This is a genomic window from Streptomyces albiaxialis (assembly GCF_039530985.1).
GTDB lineage: Bacteria > Actinomycetota > Actinomycetes > Streptomycetales > Streptomycetaceae > Streptomyces > Streptomyces albiaxialis.
This window is the reverse complement of record NZ_BAAAPE010000011.1, coordinates 74,054-91,168: the sequence shown is the minus strand read 5'-3', so window position 1 is coordinate 91,168 and position 17,115 is coordinate 74,054. Positions and strand designations below refer to the sequence as shown.

Below are 17,115 nucleotides of genomic sequence, written 5' to 3'. Positions count from 1 at the left end.
TCCGCCTTCCCTTACCCCCTGTCCGCGGCCGTCGCAGCCTTGTTCCCGGCAACGGAACACGTGCGACGCACTACGCGCGACGCAACACGAGCACAGGAGGCCATCATGCCGCTCACCCTCGACACCTACCGGCTGCTGGGCCGCTCCGGGCTGCGGGTCTCCCCGCTGGCCCTGGGCGCGGCGACCTTCGGGACCGAGTGGGGCTGGGGAGCCGAGAAGGACGAGGCACGCAAGCTGTTCGACCTCTACGTCGAGCGGGGCGGCAACTTCGTCGACACCGCCAGCACCTACACCGACGGCAGCTCCGAGCGCCTGCTGGGCGAGTTCGCCCGCGACCGGCGCGAGAGCCTGGTGCTGGCGACGAAATACACGACGCTGCGCCGCCCCGGCGACCCGAACTCCGGGGGCAGCCACCGCAAGAGCCTGTTCGCCTCGGTGGAGGAGAGCCTGCGGCGGCTCGGCACGGACTACATCGACCTGCTCTACCTGCACGTATGGGACTTCACGACCCCGGTCGAGGAGATCCTGCGCGGCATGGACGACCTCGTCCGGCAGGGCAAGGTCCTCTACGTGGCGATGAGCAACGCCCCCGCCTGGCAGATCTCGCGCATGCAGGCCGTCGCCGAGCTGCGCGGCTGGTCGCCGCTGGTCGCGCTGCAGATCGAGTACAACCTGATCGAGCGCGGCGGGGAGCGCGACCTCATCCCCATGGCGCGCGAGATGGGCCTGGGCGTGGTCCCTTACTCGCCGCTGGCGGGCGGCGTGCTCTCCGGGAAGTACAGCCGCGAGGATCTGACGGATTCGGGCGCTGCGGGTGGCTCGGACGGGGCGGGCGGCTCGGGTGGTGCGGACGGTTTTGATGGTGCCTCCAGTGACGGGACCCGGAAGAAGTTCAACCTCGCGGTGGGTCAGCTCACCGCGCGCAACCTCGACATCGCCGAGGTCGTGAAGGAGGTGGCCGCCGAGATGGGCCGCACCCCCGCCCAGGTCGGGCTGGCCTGGACCCTGCGGAACCCGGCCGTGACGGCTCCGATCATCGGCGCCCGTACACCCGCGCAGCTCGAAGGCAACCTGGGCGCCCTGGACGTCGAGTTCACCGACGCCCAACTCGCCCGTCTCGACGCGGTCGGCGCGCCCGTGCTGGGCTTCCCGCACGACCTGCTCGCCAGCGACCACATCCGGAACGAGACCACGGGCGGCCTGACGATCGAGGCCCGCCGCTGACGGGCGGCTACGCGGCGGCGGACGAGGTGGCGGCGGGCGGCGTGGCGGCGGGCGGAGCGACGGTGCCGGACGACGTGGCGGTGAGGAATCCGCGTATGTAGCCCGCCACGGTGTCGAGGTGGCTTTCCAGGAGGAAGTGCCCGCCGCCGGGCACCAGATGGATCTCCGCGTCCGGCAGGTCCCGCGCGAAGGCGCGGGCCCCGTCCGGGCCGAAGATCTCGTCGCCCTCGCCCCAGACCGCGAGGAGGGGGACCCGGCGCTCGCGGAAATAGGCGTGCACCTCGGGGTAGAGGGGCCGGTTGCGGGCGTAGTCACGGAAGAGGGCGAGCTGCACGAGATCGTTGCCCGGCCGGGAGATCTCGCGGTGGTCGGCGGTCCAGGTGTCGGGGTCGACCAGCTCGGGCCTGTCCACCCCGTGCAGGTACTGCCAGCGGATGGCGTCGAGCGAGAGCGCGGTGCGGACGGCGGGCTCGGTCTCCGGGCCCGGATCCTCGGCATACGCCCACAGGGGTGCCCAGAAATCCGGGACGAAGCCGTCCTCGTACGCGTTCCCGCTCTGTGTGATCACGGCGGTGACGGCGTCCGGGGCGCGCAGGGCCAGCCGCCAGCCGACGGGGGCCCCGTAATCCTGGACATAGATGGCGTAGCGATCGACGCCTAGCTGGGCGAGGAGGGCCTCGGTGAGGTCGGCCAGGGAGTCGAAGGAATAGGCGAACTCGTCCACGGGCGGGGCGTCGGAGCTGCCGAAACCGAGGTGGTCGGGGGCGAGGACGTGGAACCGGTCGGCCAGCACGGGGATCAGGTGCCGGAACATCCGCGAGCTGGTGGGGAACCCGTGCAGCAGCACGAGCGTGGGGGCCTCGCGGGGCCCCGCCTCGCGATAGAAGACGCGGTGTCCGCGCACCGTCGCATACCGGTGATGGATCTCGACCATGAATAACCCCTTCAAGGCTTCATGAGGGTTATTCCCTCGGTGTTCAGTAGACCCGCCGAGGAGGTAACCTGTCAAGCGAGTCGAGGGAGTTAGCCGGAGAAAGGTCGCGCACCGTGCTGGACGAACAGGCCCTGTTGCAGGCGCTCAACAGCACCCCCGTGACGGACGGCCACCGGACGGACCTGTGGCGCGACGACCACGAGATCGACAGGTGGGCGCGGGAGCACGGGGGGCCCGGCGGCCCCGAGGAGCGCGGATGGCTGCGTGCCGCCCGGGACGCGCTCCAGGCGATGGAGTCGGAGCCGGAGTCGGGGCCGGAGGCGGAGCTGCAGCGTCTCCTCGCGGACGTCCGCAGGGTCCCGCGACCCAGCGCGGCGGGCCTCGAATGGCACCTCGACGTGCCGCCGGAGCGCCGGCTCGCCGTGGAGCTGGTCCTCGCCTGGGCGGACGTCAAGGAGCGTATGCCGGGCCGCCTCCGCCCCTGTGAGAACCCCGAGTGCTGCCTCTTCCTCCTCGACCGCAGCCGTGCCAACACCGCGCGCTGGTGCTCGATGAAGACCTGCGGCAATCGTCTGAAGGCCCGCCGCCACCAGGCCCGGGCACGCGAGGCCCCGCACGCGGAGCAGCGCGAGGCCCCGCACGCGGAGCAGTGCGGGACCCCGCACGCGGAGCAATAGGCCCCGTACCGGAGCGGGGGGCGCCGTGACCGTCCGGCCGTGACCGTCTGACAGGCTTCGGGCGTGACCTTGCACAGCGTGTTGCTCTACGGGTGCGCGGCCGTCGTCGTCGCGACGGGCGTGCGCCTCCTGGCCGCCTTCGCCGCCGAGGACGGCAAGGCGGGCGGCGAGGCGGGCGGCCCCGAGGCCCCTCCGCCGCTGGCCCTGCTACGGGCATGGCGACGCCCCCTCCCGAAGGCCGCGACGGCGCTGGTGGCCTGCATGGCGGTGCTCGGCGTGGTCCAGGAGGCCGTGCCCGGCATGGTCGACGCGCTGGAACGGCACCCCCACGGCGAGTGGTGGCGGGCCGTGACCGCCCTCGCGGTGCAGTCCTCGGGATGGCCCCAGCTCCTCTTCAACCTCGCCGCGCTCGCGGTCGTCGCCCCTGTCGCCGAGCGGCAGTTCGGGCCCGGGCGGACGCTGCTGGTCTTCGTGGTGAGCGGGGTCGCGGCACAGGCCGTCAGCATGGCGGGCTGGAGCCCGCGGGGAGGCGGCGACTCGGTGGCGGTCTGCGGCCTCGTGGGCGCGCTCGCCGTCCGGTACGCGGTGGCGCGCGGCGGCGAGGCCGTCCTGCGGCGGACGGCGCCCCTCGTCCCCGCCGCCGGACTGCTCCTCTGCCTCCTCGCCGACAACCACGGGGTGGGCCTGCTCGTGGGCTGCGCGCTGGGAGCGACAGGGGGACTGATGCGCCCCGGGCGTACGGCCGTTGCCCCGTAAAGCACCGCGCGGGAATGGCAGGGTGGGACGGCCGCACAGAATCCGCCGCGTCGGCCGCCGGGCGCGTGCGAAGATCGCGCGAACCGACCGTCCGTTCCTTGGAGTCAGCCCCTGTGTCTGCGATACCGGTACCGGTCAGTGACGTCGATCTCTATACGCCCGAGGCGCGCGCCGATCCCTACGCGCTCTACGCGGAGCTGCGCGCGCTCGGCCCCGTGGTATGGCTGTCCCGGTACGGCCTCTACGCGCTCCCGCGCTACCGGGAGGTGCGCGCGGCGCTCGTGGACTGGCGGACGTTCTCCTCGGCGCGCGGGGTGTTCGTCGATCCCGGGATGAACGAGCAGCTCGAAGGCATCACGCTGTGCAGCGACCCGCCCGAGCACACCGAGATGCGCGCGGTGCTGGGCCGTCCGCTGCGCCAGGACCGGATGCGCGACGTCACGCCCACGATCGAGGCGGAGGCCGAGCGGATCGTCGCGGAACTGGTCGCGCGCGGCCGGTTTGACGCCGCGACGGAGCTGGCCGAGCACCTGCCCATGGCCGTCGTCTCCGACCTCGTCGGACTGCCCGACCGGGGGCGCGCCAAGATGCTGGAGTGGGCCGCCGCGATGTGGGACATGCAGGGCCCGGCCGACGAGCGTTTCGCGCGGGCGGCGCCGGTCGTCGAGGAGTTCATGGACTTCGTCGCCCACGAGGCGGTGCCCGGCCGTATCGCCCCGGACGGCTGGGCCGCCCACCTCCACGAGGCCGCCGACAGGGGCGAACTGGCGCGCGAGAAGTGCCCCGGGCTGATGCTCGACTACGTCACGCCGAGCCTCGACACCACGATCCTCGCGATCACGAACACGATCGCGCTCTTCGCCGCGCACCCGGACCAGTGGGACCTGCTGCGGGCCGACCGTACGCTGATCCCGCACGCGATCAACGAGTCGCTGCGGCTGGAGAGTCCGGTCCCGCAGTTCAGCCGGGTCCTCACCGAGGACCACGAGATCGACGGGGCGGTCCTCCCCGAGGGCAGCCGGGTGGCGCTGCTCTACGGCTCGGCCAACCGCGACGAGCGACACTACGCGGACCCCGAGCGCTTCGACATCACCCGGCGCCCCTCGGACCATCTGGCTTTCGGCCGCGGCGAACACGTCTGCGTCGGCATGCACCTGGCCCGGCTGGAGATGGGCACGCTGCTGGACCGGCTGGCCGACCGGGTGAGCCGCTTCGAGACCGTGGCCTCGACGCCGATGATCAACAACGGCCTGCGCGGTCTGGAGCGTCTTGACGTCGCCGTCCGCACGGCCGAGTAGTCCGATTCCGGCGGAGCGTGGTTGCCCTCGCCTCGTCTTGAGGCTGGGCAGGGGGTGCCCCTTGCTGCGCGTTGCAGGCTGCGCCTGTGTTGTGGCTGGGCGCGCAGTTCCCCGCGCCCCTTAAGGGCGCTCCTCGGGACGTCTCTCTCAGCGGCGCAGCGCCTCCGCGCCCGCGTACCGGGCGCTGTCGCCCAACTGCTCCTCGATGCGCAGGAGCTGGTTGTACTTGGCGGTGCGGTCGGAGCGGGAGAGCGAGCCGGTCTTGATCTGGCCGCAGCCCGTGGCCACCGCCAGGTCCGCGATCGTCGTGTCCTCCGTCTCGCCCGAGCGGTGCGACATGACGACCGTGTACCCCGCCCGGTGGGCGGTGGCGACGGTGTCCAGGGCCTCCGTGAGGGTGCCGATCTGGTTGACCTTCACCAGGATGGAGTTGGCGACGCCGGAGGCGATGCCCTCGCGCAGCAGGGTCTCGTTCGTGCAGAACACGTCGTCCCCGGTGAGCTGGCAGCGCGCGCCGACCCGCGCGGTCAGCTCCCGCCATCCCGTCAGGTCGTCCTCGGCCATCGGGTCCTCGACCGACACGACGGGGTACGCGTCGATCAACTCGACCAGGTGCTCGGCGTGCTCGGAGGGCGTACGCCGTACGCCCTCCCCGGCGTAGTCGTAGACGCCCTCGCGGAAGAACTCGGACGAGGCCGGGTCCATGACCAGGCCTATGTCCGTGCCCGGCCGGTACCCCGCGCGCTCGACGGCGGCCACGACGAAGTCGAGCGCCTCCTTCGCGGTGCGCAGCGAGGGCGCGAAGCCGCCCTCGTCGCCGACGCCCGTGGAGTGCCCGGCGGCGAGGAGGTCGCGGCGCAGGGTGTGGAAGATCTCCGACCCCATCCGTACGGCCTCGGCGAAGGACGCCGCGCCGATCGGCGCGATCATGAACTCCTGGAAGTCCAGCGGATTGTCGGCGTGCGCGCCCCCGTTGACGATGTTCATCTGCGGTACGGGCAGTAGCCGGGCGCCGGAACCGCCCAGGTAACGGTGGAGCGGCTGGCGGTGCGCCGCCGCCGCGGCCTTGGCGGTGGCCAGGGAGACCCCGAGGAGCGCGTTGGCCCCGAGCCGGGACTTGGCCGGGGTGCCGTCCGTGGCGACGAGGACCGCGTCGAGCCCGGCCTGGTCCTCGGCTTCGCGGCCGGTGACGGCCTCGGCCAGCTCCGTGTTGACGTGGCGCACCGCGCGGTCGACGCCCTTGCCGTGCCAGCGCGCCGGGTCGCCGTCGCGCAGCTCGACGGCCTCGCGGGCGCCGGTCGAGGCGCCGGAGGGCACGGCGGCCCGGCCCAGGGACCCGTCGGCCAGCTCCACGTCCACCTCGACGGTGGGGTTGCCCCTGCTGTCGAGGATGCGGCGGCCGGTGACGGAGGTGATGGCGGTCATGGGAGGTCCTTCCCGTCTTCGCGTACGAGCCGGGGCCCGGCTGCGGCGGCGCTGACGCTGACCCCGGCGCACCGCACTCTACAGCAATGCTGTGCAGTTCTGCTGCGCAGTTCTGCTGTTCAGATTCGCTGTTCAGATCCACTGCTCAGCCGCACTGTTCAGTTCCGCTGCGCAGAGCGACTGTGCAGCGCGGCTGAGCAGCATCGCTGCGTTAAAATTCGGTATGCCCCTTCCGGAATCCGCCGCCGTCGCTGCCGAACTGCGCACCGCGATGGGAAAGCTCACGCGCCGCGTGAAGCTGGAGGACCAGATGCCGCTCGGCCAGGTGGCCGTCCTCGGCGCGCTGGACCGCAGCGGTGCGATGACGACCAGCGAACTCGCCGCCGACCAGCGGGTCCGCCCCCAGTCCATGGCCCGGGCCGTCGGCCTCCTCATGGACCAGGGCCTGATCACCCGCCGGGCCCACCCGACCGACGGCCGCAAGAGCCTCGTCGAGCTGTCCGCCGAGGGCCGTGCGCTGCTGGAGGAGGAGCGCGGCCGCCGCGCGGACTGGCTCGCACGGGCGATCGAGGCGGAGCTGACGGACGAGGAACGGGAGCTGCTGGCACGCAGCACCGCCCTGGTCGAACGGCTCGCGGCGCACTAGGAGTTCGCCGCGAGCGGTTACCGATGGCCGCCTACGCTGACTGGTCGATTTGTGCCGCTGAAATGCGAACGCCCCTGCCCGCTCTCCAGAGCCGCACCATTCTGTCCTCGCTCCCGGTGGCCAGGGTTCTGCCGTCCGGGCTGAACGACAAACAGAGAATCGCGTTTCTGTGGCCGGTGAGGGTGGCCTTGCGCTTGCCTGTCCTCATGTCCCACAGGCGCACTGTCTTGTCGTGGCCGGCGGTGGCCAGGGTTTTGCCGTCGGGGCTGAATGCGACGGCGTTGACTTGGCCTTTGTGGCCGGTGAGGGTGGCTCTGTGCCTGCCTGTTGCCGCGTCCCACAGGCGCACTTGCTTGTCGTAGCCACCCGAGGCCAGGGTTTTGCCGTCGGGGCTGAATGCGACGGCGTTGACTTGGCCTTTGTGGCCGGTGAGGGTGGCTCTGCGCCTGCCTGTTGCCGTGTCCCACAGGCGCACTTGCTTGTCGTCGCTGCCGGTGGCCAGGGTCTTGCCGTCCGGACTGAACGCCACAGAGTTGGTCATGGTGTTGTGGCCGGGGAGAGCAATCGTCCTCTTGGCGCTCTCCACATCCCACAGGAGCACGTCCTCGGCACTGCTGGCGGCCAGGGTCTTGCCGTCCGGGCTGTAGGCCACGGAGAGGACCTTGTCCGCGACTCCGGTGAGGCTGGTCCGGATCCGGCCGGTCTTCGCGTCCCTCAGATGCACCCCCTCGTAGTCGCCGCCGTTGCCCGTGGCGAGCGTCTTGCCGTCCGGACTGAACGCCACGGAATAGGTGGCTCTCTTCTCGCCGGGGAGGGTGGGCTCGTTCTCGTTCTTTGTCAGATCCCACAGATGCACGGTCTCAGGACCGCTGGACGTGGCCAATGACTTGCCGTCCGGACTGAACGACAGGGAGTTGATGCCCACGACGTGGCCGATGAGAATGTCCGTACTCTTTACGCTGACATTCTTTGCGGCGGCCTTTCTCCCCGCGGCATTTCCGGGGCTCTTGGGGTCGGAATCTTCCCGCAGGCCCATGACGGCGGCCGCGCTTCCCGCAGCGGTGAGGACGGTGGCGCCGAGGGCGAGGACGGTCCGTCGGGGGACCGGCTTCCGGGCAGGCTGCCGCGTTTCCCCGACGCCCGTCGGCGCACGCTCCGGTACGTGATGCCGCGTGATGTCCATGATGATCGCCTCCGGCAGCCAGGTGCCGGGACGTCGCAGCATGTCGTCCCCAGAGGCCGCACGGCACAGCTCGATGACCTCGGCGGGTGAGGGCCGTTCGCCGGGATCCTTGGCGAGGCAGCGATTCAGGAGGGGGAGCAGGGCTTCGGGCACATCGGCCAGATCCGGTTCCTCGTGCACGATGCGGTAGAGCACGCCGAATGCCTGGCCCTCCCCGAACGCGGGTGTGCCTCTCGCGGCATAGGCGATGAGCTGGCCGAGTGAGAAGACGTCGGTCGCCGGGCCGACGTCCTTGTCCTGCGCCTGCTCGGGCGACATGAAGGCGGGCGTGCCGACAGCGCTCCCGGCGTCCGTGAGGGCCGTGGCGTCGGCTGCCCTCGCGATGCCGAAATCGATGACACGCGGACCATCCATGGCCAGGAGCACGTTCGACGCTTTCAGGTCGCGGTGCACGATGCCCGCTCCGTGCACGTCCTGCAGTGCCTCGGCCACTCCCGCCGCCAGCAGGAGGACGGCCGGCACCGGCAGCGGGCCGTGTCGTGTCACCGCGGTGGAGAGCGTCGGCCCCTCCACGAAGGCCGTGGCGAGCCAGAGCGGGGTGCCGTCGATGTCGCTGTCGATGACGGGGGCCGTGTGCAGGCCGTGCACCCGCTGTGCGGCGGCCACCTCCCGGCGGAAGCGTCGACGGAACGCCGGATCGTCCGCCAGCTCCGGGCGGATCGCCTTGATGGCGACCGGCCGCCCGGCCCGGGTGTGCGAGAGGTAGACCTTGCCCATGCCGCCCGCACCGAGCCGCGCCACCAGGGTGTAGTCGCCCAACCGTTCGGGGTCGTCCGCCCCCAGCTCCTCGAAGACCGTGGCCCGCGCGGCGGCGCCCGTTCCCGCGTCCTCCGCGACCATGCCCCGATCGCCCCCCGGCGTCGTCAACTCCCCTGCTCTGCCGCGCTGATCCTAGACGAGGTCTATGCCGCCATCGCGACGGCCACCGCTCCGCCGATGTACGCGAGGTTCACGACGAGCCGGGTGAGCGCCCACGCGGGGCGGGCGTGCCGGAGCGCGTCCAGGTGCGAGGGCAGATACGCGGTGATCAGTACGGCCGCCGCCCACGCGCCCGCCTCCCGCCACCCCGGTACGCACAGCGCCCCGCCCACCACGAGGTCCGCGACCCCGCTCGCCGCGACGACCGGCCCGGCGTGGCCGACCCAGTCCGGTACGAGCCCGCGGAAGTAACGGGGTACGAGGAAGTGCGCGATGCCCGAACCGATCAGGAGTGACGCGAGCGCGAGTGCGGAGATAGCGTGCATGGCGCGATGCTCTCCGCCGACCGCGCCTGGACGCTTGAACAGAACGATCGCCGTCTGACCCTCTTCGCCGAGCCCCGCCCCTACGCGGTCCGCCGTCACCGGCACCCCGCCTGGAAGCTGGTGCTCTCCGAGGGGGAGGCCGTGGCGACGGGCGGTCGCGCCGTTTCCGGCCCGGGCCTCCTCGTCCCGCCCCAACTCGCACACGCGTGCCGTACGACCGCGGGGTACGCCGCGCTCTTCCTCGACCCCTGGCTCCTCGCGGGCCCGGCAGAGATCACGCCCCTGTCGGCGGCATCGGTACGCCGCCTGCGCGCGGCCCTGCCCGACCTCGACTCCGCGTACGAGGAGCTGGTCGCTCTGACAGGTGCCGCCCCTGCCGAGCTGGACCCCAGGGTCGCGTACGCCCTGAACTCCGGCGCCTCCGCGGAAGAGGTCGGGCTCTCGCCCGTACGGCTACGGGCCCTCGTCCGCGAGTCGGTCGGCGTCCCCCTCGTCCTGCTACGGCGCTGGGCCCGTCTCCGGACCGCCGTCACCGCCCTCGCGCAGGCCCCGCCCGCGACCGCCGCGGCCGAGGCGGGCTTCGCCGATCAGCCCCACCTCACGCGTACGGCCCGCACGCTGCTGGGCCGTACGCCGGGTTCGTTCACAACCGTTCGATGAAACGGGCCCAAGCGTCCCCGGAGAACACGAGGGTGTCCCCCTCGCCCCCGTTCTTCGTGTCCCGCACGGGGATGAAGCCTTCGGCTATGCCGACCTCGACGCAACTGCCGCCATCGCCGTTGCTGTAACTGCTCTTGCGCCACTCGAATGTGCTCAAGTCAATCTGGCTGCTTGCCATTTCGATAGTCCTCTGCCGCTGCCTGGATCAGGGCTAGGGACGCCTTCGGCGGCAGTGCGGCGGCCCTGAGCCGATCGTATGCCTTGCGGTATCGCTTCACGAGCGCCGGATCGTCGATGGTCTCGCCGCTGTACAGCGACTCCGTGTAGACGATGGGAGGGGCGTCGGGGAACGACATGACGGTGGCCATGCCCATCATGAAGGGGTGCGCCCCCGCGTTCCACGGAACGATCTGTGGAACGACCCGACGGGTCAACGTCAACTCCATGAGGTGTTCGAACTGATCAGCCATGTCGGGTGCCGGGGCGACGGGCTGGGTGAGCAGCGACTCGTGCAAGATGCACCAGAACTCGGGGCGTTCGGCGTCATCGTTGAGGATCTGGGCGCGTGCCAGGCGCGCATCGACCTTGAGGGCCACCTTGTCCGGGTGCTCCATGGGGTGCGCTGCTTCCACGATGGCTCGCGCGTACGCCTCGGTCTGGAGGAGCCCTGGGAACAGCGTCGGGCTCCACTCCTCGATGGAATCGGCCCGCTTCTCGGCCTCCAAGGCGCGCTCGAAATACAACGCGTGCCCGACCCTCCTCGCGCGCCGGACGTCCTCGCAGCGGCGGCTGAAGAAGCCGTCCGTGTCGAGGACGCGATCCACGTGCTCGGCGAGATCCCGCGGCATGCGCCGCTCGCCGCGTTCGATCTCGCTGAGATGCGTGGCTCCGTAGAAACTGCCCTCCACCAACTGCTGCTGCGTCAGCCCGGCCTGCTCGCGCTTCCAGCGCAGCTCCTTGCCGTAGAAGGTGGGGACGCCCGCCGAGCCGTCGATGTCCTTGGGACCTGGCATGGTTACCGCCGTTTCCGGTGGGGCGCGGTCGCACGACTATGTTCTCCGGCGACTGGAACCGACCGGGCGGCAAGCACTTACGATCCCGCTGCTCGCGGTGCCGAGCGCGCTCGCGGCCGTACGGGAACGGGTGGCGCTGCACTGCGCGGCGTGGGGCAGCCGGGGGCTCGGCGACATCGCGGCGCTCTGCGTGAGCGAGCTGGTCACGAACGTGATCGTGCACGTGGGGGAGGGGGCGCCGGTGAGCGTGCGGCTCTCCTGGACCGGTGGCGGACACGCGCGGCTCGCGGTCACCGACCCGGCGCCGGGCGCGGTGCCCGTACGGCAGGACGCGGCCGGCCCCGACGCGGAGTCGGGGCGCGGAATCGCGCTCGTGGACGCGCTCGCCGCGCGGTGGGGCGTGGAGCGGCACGCGTGCGCGAAGACGGTGTGGTGCGAACTGGCGGAGCCGTGACGGTCCGCGCGCTCGCGCTCACTCCGGCCTCGCCCGCCGAATTCCCTCAGACCGGGTGGGTCCGGGTGCCGTACTAGGTTCGTCGGCCGACGTGCGCCGCTGAGAGCGGAACGTCTCCGTTTGCCTTCCAAAGCCGTACGGTCTCGTCCTCGCTGCCGGTGGCGAGGACTGTGCCGTCCGGGCTGAACGCCACGGAATAGACCGCACCTTCGCGGCCGGCGAGGGAGCGTCTTCTGCCCGTTGCCACGTCCCACAGCAACACCTTCTCGGAGTCGCCGCTGGTCGCCAGGGACTTGCCGTCCGACCTGAACGCCACACAAAGGGGAGCCTTCCTGTGGCCCGTAAGGATGTGCGCGGCCTTTACGGTGGCTTTCCTTGCCTTGGGGCTCTCTGGACTCTTGTCTTTTGAGTCTTCTCGCAGACCGACTATCGCGGCTGTGCCGCCCACGCCCGCGAGGGCCGTCGCGCCGAGGGCGAGGAGCGCTCGCCGCGGGACCGCCTTCCGGGCGGGCTTCGGCGTTTCGGCGAGCTCGCGTCGTGCCTCGTCCACCGCGACAGGGTCCGGACGTTCCGGCGGGTCCGCCGAGACGCTCTTCGACGCCTCTGGAGAATCCGAGGCCGAAGCGGTCGTGCTCGCTCCTGCCTGCGCGGGCACGTCCTGGTGCCGTGTGATGTCCGCAGTGATCGCTTCGGGCAGCCAGTTGCGGGGACGTCGCAGCACGCCGCCGCTGGAGGCCGCCTGGCACAGGTCGATGACCTCGGCGGGTGAGGGCCGTTCGCCGGGATCCTTGGCGAGGCAGCGATTCAGGAGGGGGAGCAGGGCCTCGGGCACATCGGCCAGATCCGGTTCCTCGTGCACGATGCGGTACAGCACGCCGTATGCCTGGCCTTCCCCGAACGCTGGTGTGCCCTTCGCGGCATACGTGACGAGCTGGCCGAGCGAGAAGATGTCGGTCGCGGGGCCGACTTCCTCGTTCACGGCCTGCTCGGGCGACATGAAGGAGGGTGTGCCTACGGCAACCCCGGTGTCCGTGAGGGCCGTGGCATCGGCGGCCCGGGCGATGCCGAAATCGATGACGCGAGGGCCGTCCGTGGCCAGCAGCACATTTGACGCTTTCAGGTCGCGGTGCACGATGCCCGCTCCGTGTACCGCCTGCAGTGCCTCGGCCACCCCCGCGGCCAGCAGCAGGACAGCCGACTCCGGCAGCGGGCCGTGTCGTGTCACCGCGGTGGAGAGCGTCGGCCCCTCCACGAAGGCCGTGGCGAGCCAGAGCGGGGTGCCGTCGATGTCGCTGTCGATGACGGGGGCCGTGTGCAGGCCGTGCACCCGCTGTGCGGCGGCCACCTCACGGCGGAAGCGTCGACGGAACGTCGGGTCGTCCGCCAGCTCCGGGCGGATCGCCTTGATGGCGACCGGCCGCCCGGCCTGGGTGTGCGAGAGGTAGACCGTGCCCATGCCGCCCGCACCGAGCCGCGCCACCAGGGTGTAGTCACCCAACTTCTCGGGGTCGTCAGCTTCCAGCTCTTGGAAGACCGTGGCCCGCTCAGCCCTTACCGGGTCCGCGTCTTCTGCGGCCATGCCGATTGCCCTCCACGTCCTCAACTCCCCTGCCCTGCCGTGCGCGTGATCCTGGTCGGCGGCCGTGGGGAACGTCGCAGGGCGTGTGCCGGGCTCGGTCAGGCGTAGACGCGTTCGACGAAGTGGGCGAGCTGCTCGTCGCTGAGGTGGTGTGCGAGGTCGGCCTCGCTGATGACGCCGACGAGGCGCTTGTCGTCGTCGATGACGGGCAGGCGGCGGATCTGGTGGCTCTCCATCTCGTCGAGGACCTCGTCCACGCTCGCGTCGCTGCGGATCCAGCGGGGCGTTCCCTGGCAGAGGTCGCCGGCGGTGACGTGTGAGGGGTCGTGGCCCGCGGCGACGCAGCGGACCGTGATGTCGCGGTCGGTGATGATGCCCATCATGCGCTCGCGGGGGTCCGTCGGGTCGCTGACGGGCAGGGCGCCGACGTCCAGTTCGCGCATCAACTGCGCTGCCCTGTCGAGGGTTTCGGTGGCCGGGATCCACTGGGGCCCGGGGTTCATGATGTCGGCGGCTGTGGTCATGGGTCTCTCCTCCTCGCTGCCGTCCGACGCTGCTGTCCCTGGCCATTCTCCCGGCGGTGCCGGGCGGGCGCACGGTGGCCGGATGCGCGCTTACCCCACGGGCGTACCTCGGCCACAATGAGCGCGCTCCGTCCGTCACGGACCCTGACTTCCGTAGGAGGCGCTATGAGCGCCGCACGTGCAGTACGCAAAGCGATCCTGGCCCCTCTGCTCGCGTGCCTCGCGCTGCTGGCGGTGGTCGCCGCGCCGGGGGCGGCGCACGCGGAGGGCGCCGCCGCGGGGGCCGTACGCGGCGGGGACGGGGTCTTCAGCGACGCCGGGACCCGCTGCACGATCGGCTTCAACGCGACGGACGGCACCCGCTTCTACGGGCTGATGCCGGGGTACTGCGGCGACGTGGGCACGCGCTGGTTCGCGGACGCGCAGCGCACGGTGCCCGTGGGGGAGACGGTCGCCGCGCACTTCCCCGGCGGCAACTACGCGGTGATCCGCTACACCAACCCGGACCTGACGTACCCGAGCGAGGTCAACGCGTATCCGGGCGCGGTGCGGATCGAGCGGGCCGTCGAGCCGGTGGCCGGGATGGCGGTGTGCCGGTCCGGTCCGACGACGGGGTGGCACTGCGGGCGGATCCAGCAGCTCAACGTCTCGATCAACTACCCGGAGGGCGTCGTCAACGGGCTGTTCCGGGCCGACATCTGCGCCGAGCCCGGCGACGACGGCGGCCCGGCGGTCTCCGGGAACGCGGCCGTCGGCATCCTCGTCGGGGGCACGGGCAACTGCGCCTCGGGCGGCGCCACGTACTACCAGCCCGTCGTGAAACCCCTCTCCGCCATGGGCCTCACCGTCGGTTACTGAGCCCGACCGACTCCCACTGAAAGAGCTAAGGCGTTTGCCTAAAGGTTTTAGGGAGGTGCATAATCGATTCAGGCAAACGGAAGGTGAGGGAATGGTGCGTGCGGGGTTGTCCGCGGAGGTGCTGGCCCGGGGCGGGGCCGAGCTGGCGGACGAGGAGGGGTTCGAGGCGGTGACCGTCTCGGCGCTGGCCCGGCGGTTCGACGTGAAGGTCGCGAGTCTCTACTCGCACCTGCGGAACTCCCAGGAGCTGAAGGTCCGGATCGCGCTGCTCGCGCTGGAGGAGATGGCCGACCGGGTCTCCGCCGCGCTCGCGGGCCGCGCGGGCAAGGACGCCCTCGCCGCCTTCGCGAACGTCTACCGGGACTACGCCCGCGAGCACCCCGGCCGCTTCGCCGCCGCGCAGACGCCGCTGGACCCGGAGACGGCCGCCGCGAGCGCGGGCGTGCGGCACTCGCAGATGACGCGCGCCATCCTGCGGGGGTACGCGCTGGAGGAGCCCGACCAGACGCACGCGATCCGGCTCCTCGGGAGCGTCTTCCAGGGCTACGTGACGCTGGAGCTGTCCGGAAGCTTCAGCCACAGCGCCCCCGACCCCCAGGTCTCCTGGGAACGGGTCATCGACGCCCTCGACTCCCTGCTGCGCAACTGGCCCGCCCAGGCGTCCGAGGGCGTGGCCGACGAACTCCCCTGAACGAACGACAGGTTGAAGCCATGCACACCGAGCACCACCCGGACCACCCGAACCGACCGGGCCAACCGAACCCCCCGCACCGTTGGATCACCACGGTCCCGGAAGAGCTGCTGCGCGGCGCCGCCGAGCTGGAGCGCACCGCGCGGGGCGTCCTGCCGCACCGGCTGCCCGCGTGGGCCCGCGCCCGTACGCCGGACGGCCAGCTCGCGATGGCCGAGTCCCAGCCGTCGGGCGTCCGCCTCGTGTTCCGTACGGCCGCGACCGCCGTCGAGCTGGACGCGCTCGCCACCAAGCGGGTCTACCGCGGCGCGCCGCCCCGCCCCGAGGGCGTCTACGACCTGCTCGTGGACGGCCGTCTGACCGGCCGCGCGTCCGCCTCCGGCGGGAACACGGTGACCGTCGATCTCGCCACGGGGAGCGCGGAGATCACCGAGGGGCCCGTCGGCACCGTCCGGTTCGGCGCGCTGTCCGAGGGCGTCAAGGACGTCGAGATCTGGCTGCCGCACAACGAGACCACCGAGCTGGTCGCGCTCCGTACCGACGCGCCCGTCGAGCCGGTGCCGGACCGGGGCCGCCCGGTGTGGCTGCACCACGGCAGCTCGATCAGCCACGGCTCCGACGCCGCGAGCCCGTCGACGACCTGGCCCGCGCTCGCCGCCGCGCGCGGCGGCGTGGAGCTGGTCAACCTCGGCATGGGCGGCGGCGCGCTGCTCGACCCGTTCACGGCGGGGACGATGCGGGACACGCCCGCCGACCTGCTCAGCGTCAAGATCGGCATCAATATCGTCAACGCCGACCTGATGCGGCTGCGTGCGTTCACCCCGGCCGTGCACGGGTTCCTCGACACCATCCGCGAGGGGCACCCGGACGCGCCGCTGCTGGTCGTCTCGCCCCTGTACTGCCCGATACACGAGGACACTCCGGGCCCCGGCGCCTTCGACTTCGAGGCGTTGAGCGAGGGGCGGCTCGGCTTCCGGGCGACCGGCGACCCGGCCGAGACGGCCGCCGGGAAACTCACGCTGCGGGTCATCCGGGACGAGCTGGCCCGCATCGTGGAGCAGCGCGCCGCCGACGACCCGCACCTGCGCCTCCTGGACGGCCGCGAGCTGTACGGCGAGGCCGACCACGCCGAACTGCCGCTGCCGGACGGGCTGCACCCGGACGCCGAGACCCACCGCCGGATCGGCGAGCGTTTCGCGGAACTGGCCTTCGCGGAGAAGGGCCCCCTCACCCGGGCGGGGTGAGAGGGCCCTCGGCAGCCCGCCGCGGGCCGGCTGCGGCTACTTGTTGACGGCCCAGCGCTGCGGCTCGGCGGTGAACCCTCGGCTGAGCAGCACCTCGTCGATCTTCTTGCCCTGCGGGACGAGGTAGACCTGGCAGACGGTCGCCGTCTTGCCCTTGGTCCAGGTGACGCTGTCGTCGTCCACGCAGTCCTTGGGGGTGGCCTTGAGGCCGCCCATGAGCAGGATGAGGCGCTTGGCCGAGGCGCCGCCCGCCTTCGCGCCGAAGTCGCTCATGATCATGGGCTTCTTCGTGGTGCCGCCCTCGACCTGCTTGGCCTTCACGTAGATCCAGGCGGGGACCTTGCCCTTGGCCGTCTTCTGGTTGTCGAGGTCCGCGAGGTCCCCGGGCTCGCCCATCGTGACCTTGGTGGGCGCGACCTCGAACTCGGCCTTCTTGGAGCCCGAGAAGGTCTGGGGCTCCGGGGCGGGCTGCCCCAGCTTCAGGACCTTCGGCTTCTCGTCCTGCTGGGTGGACGAGCCGCCGTCCGAGCCGCCGCCCCTGCTCTTCTTGCCGCCGTCGCACGCCGTGGCGGTCAGCGCGAGCGCCGCGCAGGCGGCGACACAGGCCGCGCGCCGGACAGTGGACGTCATTCCGTTCCGCATGTG

The 17,115-nt window shown here is 71.6% G+C and carries 19 protein-coding genes; 10 read left to right on the top strand and 9 right to left on the bottom strand.

Annotation, left to right across the window (positions count from 1 at the left end):
- Positions 1 to 105: 105 nt before the first annotated feature.
- The gene (locus tag ABD343_RS21010) at positions 106 to 1,224 is read left to right on the top strand and encodes an aldo/keto reductase (protein ID WP_344530474.1); all 1,119 of its coding nucleotides are present in this window, start codon (positions 106 to 108) and stop codon (positions 1,222 to 1,224) included.
- A gap of 7 nt (positions 1,225 to 1,231) precedes the next feature.
- Here ABD343_RS21010 and ABD343_RS21005 read toward each other — a convergent pair whose 3' ends face one another.
- The gene (locus ABD343_RS21005) at positions 1,232 to 2,158 is read right to left on the bottom strand and encodes an alpha/beta fold hydrolase (protein ID WP_344530473.1); all 927 of its coding nucleotides are present in this window, start codon (positions 2,156 to 2,158) and stop codon (positions 1,232 to 1,234) included.
- Positions 2,159 to 2,271: 113 nt separating this feature from the next.
- On the opposite strand from ABD343_RS21005, the gene ABD343_RS21000 reads away from it, so the two are divergent.
- From ABD343_RS21000 to ABD343_RS20990, 3 genes are all read left to right on the top strand, one after another.
- Positions 2,272 to 2,835, top strand: a complete 564-nt coding sequence (locus ABD343_RS21000; RefSeq protein ID WP_344530471.1) for a CGNR zinc finger domain-containing protein — start codon at positions 2,272 to 2,274, stop codon at positions 2,833 to 2,835.
- 63 nt (positions 2,836 to 2,898) lie between these two features.
- Positions 2,899 to 3,591 carry a rhomboid family intramembrane serine protease gene (locus tag ABD343_RS20995; RefSeq protein ID WP_344530470.1) on the top strand — a complete coding sequence of 231 codons (693 nt, stop codon included), beginning with the start codon at positions 2,899 to 2,901 and terminating at the stop codon, positions 3,589 to 3,591.
- A 113-nt stretch (positions 3,592 to 3,704) separates the two neighbouring features.
- A complete protein-coding gene (locus ABD343_RS20990; protein WP_344530468.1) occupies positions 3,705 to 4,889 on the top strand; it encodes a cytochrome P450 in 1,185 nt (394 codons plus the stop codon).
- A gap of 147 nt (positions 4,890 to 5,036) precedes the next feature.
- Here the strand turns inward: ABD343_RS20990 and eno are convergent, their stop codons facing one another.
- A complete protein-coding gene (eno, locus tag ABD343_RS20985; protein ID WP_344530466.1) occupies positions 5,037 to 6,314 on the bottom strand; it encodes a phosphopyruvate hydratase in 1,278 nt (425 codons plus the stop codon).
- Between the two features lie 223 nt (positions 6,315 to 6,537).
- On the opposite strand from eno, the gene ABD343_RS20980 reads away from it, so the two are divergent.
- Complete coding sequence (locus ABD343_RS20980; protein ID WP_344530465.1) at positions 6,538 to 6,960, top strand: MarR family winged helix-turn-helix transcriptional regulator; 423 nt, start codon at positions 6,538 to 6,540, stop codon at positions 6,958 to 6,960.
- A 31-nt stretch (positions 6,961 to 6,991) separates the two neighbouring features.
- On the opposite strand, the gene ABD343_RS20975 is transcribed toward ABD343_RS20980, so the two are convergent.
- Complete coding sequence (locus ABD343_RS20975; protein ID WP_344530464.1) at positions 6,992 to 9,043, bottom strand: WD40 repeat domain-containing serine/threonine protein kinase; 2,052 nt, start codon at positions 9,041 to 9,043, stop codon at positions 6,992 to 6,994.
- 62 nt (positions 9,044 to 9,105) lie between these two features.
- A complete protein-coding gene (locus ABD343_RS20970) occupies positions 9,106 to 9,447 on the bottom strand; it encodes a DoxX family protein (protein ID WP_344530463.1) in 342 nt (113 codons plus the stop codon).
- Between ABD343_RS20970 and ABD343_RS20965 the strand changes: the two genes are divergently transcribed.
- Positions 9,442 to 10,107: a helix-turn-helix domain-containing protein gene (locus tag ABD343_RS20965; protein ID WP_344530461.1), complete on the top strand. Its 666-nt coding sequence runs from the start codon at positions 9,442 to 9,444 to the stop codon at positions 10,105 to 10,107. The genes ABD343_RS20970 and ABD343_RS20965 overlap by 6 nt on opposite strands.
- On the opposite strand, the gene ABD343_RS20960 is transcribed toward ABD343_RS20965, so the two are convergent.
- Positions 10,091 to 10,264, bottom strand: a complete 174-nt coding sequence (locus ABD343_RS20960) for a DUF397 domain-containing protein (protein ID WP_425578234.1) — start codon at positions 10,262 to 10,264, stop codon at positions 10,091 to 10,093. The two genes, ABD343_RS20965 and ABD343_RS20960, sit on opposite strands and share 17 nt — an antisense overlap.
- A 1-nt stretch (position 10,265) precedes the next feature.
- Positions 10,266 to 11,120: a helix-turn-helix domain-containing protein gene (locus ABD343_RS20955; protein ID WP_344530457.1), complete on the bottom strand. Its 855-nt coding sequence runs from the start codon at positions 11,118 to 11,120 to the stop codon at positions 10,266 to 10,268.
- A 97-nt stretch (positions 11,121 to 11,217) separates the two neighbouring features.
- On the opposite strand from ABD343_RS20955, the gene ABD343_RS20950 reads away from it, so the two are divergent.
- Positions 11,218 to 11,574, top strand: coding sequence for an ATP-binding protein (locus ABD343_RS20950; protein ID WP_344530455.1), 357 nt, complete (start codon positions 11,218 to 11,220; stop codon positions 11,572 to 11,574).
- Positions 11,575 to 11,647: 73 nt separating this feature from the next.
- Here ABD343_RS20950 and ABD343_RS20945 read toward each other — a convergent pair whose 3' ends face one another.
- Positions 11,648 to 13,153 (bottom strand): WD40 repeat domain-containing serine/threonine protein kinase, encoded by a 1,506-nt coding sequence (locus ABD343_RS20945; protein WP_344530453.1) that lies wholly within the window; start codon positions 13,151 to 13,153, stop codon positions 11,648 to 11,650.
- 98 nt (positions 13,154 to 13,251) lie between these two features.
- Positions 13,252 to 13,677, bottom strand: a complete 426-nt coding sequence (locus tag ABD343_RS20940; protein ID WP_344530451.1) for a CBS domain-containing protein — start codon at positions 13,675 to 13,677, stop codon at positions 13,252 to 13,254.
- Positions 13,678 to 13,842: 165 nt separating this feature from the next.
- On the opposite strand from ABD343_RS20940, the gene ABD343_RS20935 reads away from it, so the two are divergent.
- The 3 genes from ABD343_RS20935 to ABD343_RS20925 all read left to right on the top strand — a co-directional run bounded on the left by ABD343_RS20935 (position 13,843) and on the right by ABD343_RS20925 (position 16,470).
- Positions 13,843 to 14,535 carry a S1 family peptidase gene (locus ABD343_RS20935; RefSeq protein ID WP_344530449.1) on the top strand — a complete coding sequence of 231 codons (693 nt, stop codon included), beginning with the start codon at positions 13,843 to 13,845 and terminating at the stop codon, positions 14,533 to 14,535.
- Positions 14,536 to 14,626: 91 nt separating this feature from the next.
- The gene (locus ABD343_RS20930) at positions 14,627 to 15,226 is read left to right on the top strand and encodes a TetR/AcrR family transcriptional regulator (RefSeq protein ID WP_344530447.1); all 600 of its coding nucleotides are present in this window, start codon (positions 14,627 to 14,629) and stop codon (positions 15,224 to 15,226) included.
- A gap of 20 nt (positions 15,227 to 15,246) precedes the next feature.
- Entirely contained in the window at positions 15,247 to 16,470 is a 1,224-nt protein-coding gene (locus ABD343_RS20925) for a GDSL-type esterase/lipase family protein (RefSeq protein ID WP_344530445.1), read from the top strand.
- Between the two features lie 36 nt (positions 16,471 to 16,506).
- Here the strand turns inward: ABD343_RS20925 and ABD343_RS20920 are convergent, their stop codons facing one another.
- Complete coding sequence (locus tag ABD343_RS20920; RefSeq protein WP_344530443.1) at positions 16,507 to 17,100, bottom strand: hypothetical protein; 594 nt, start codon at positions 17,098 to 17,100, stop codon at positions 16,507 to 16,509.
- Between the last annotated feature and the right edge of the window lie 15 nt (positions 17,101 to 17,115).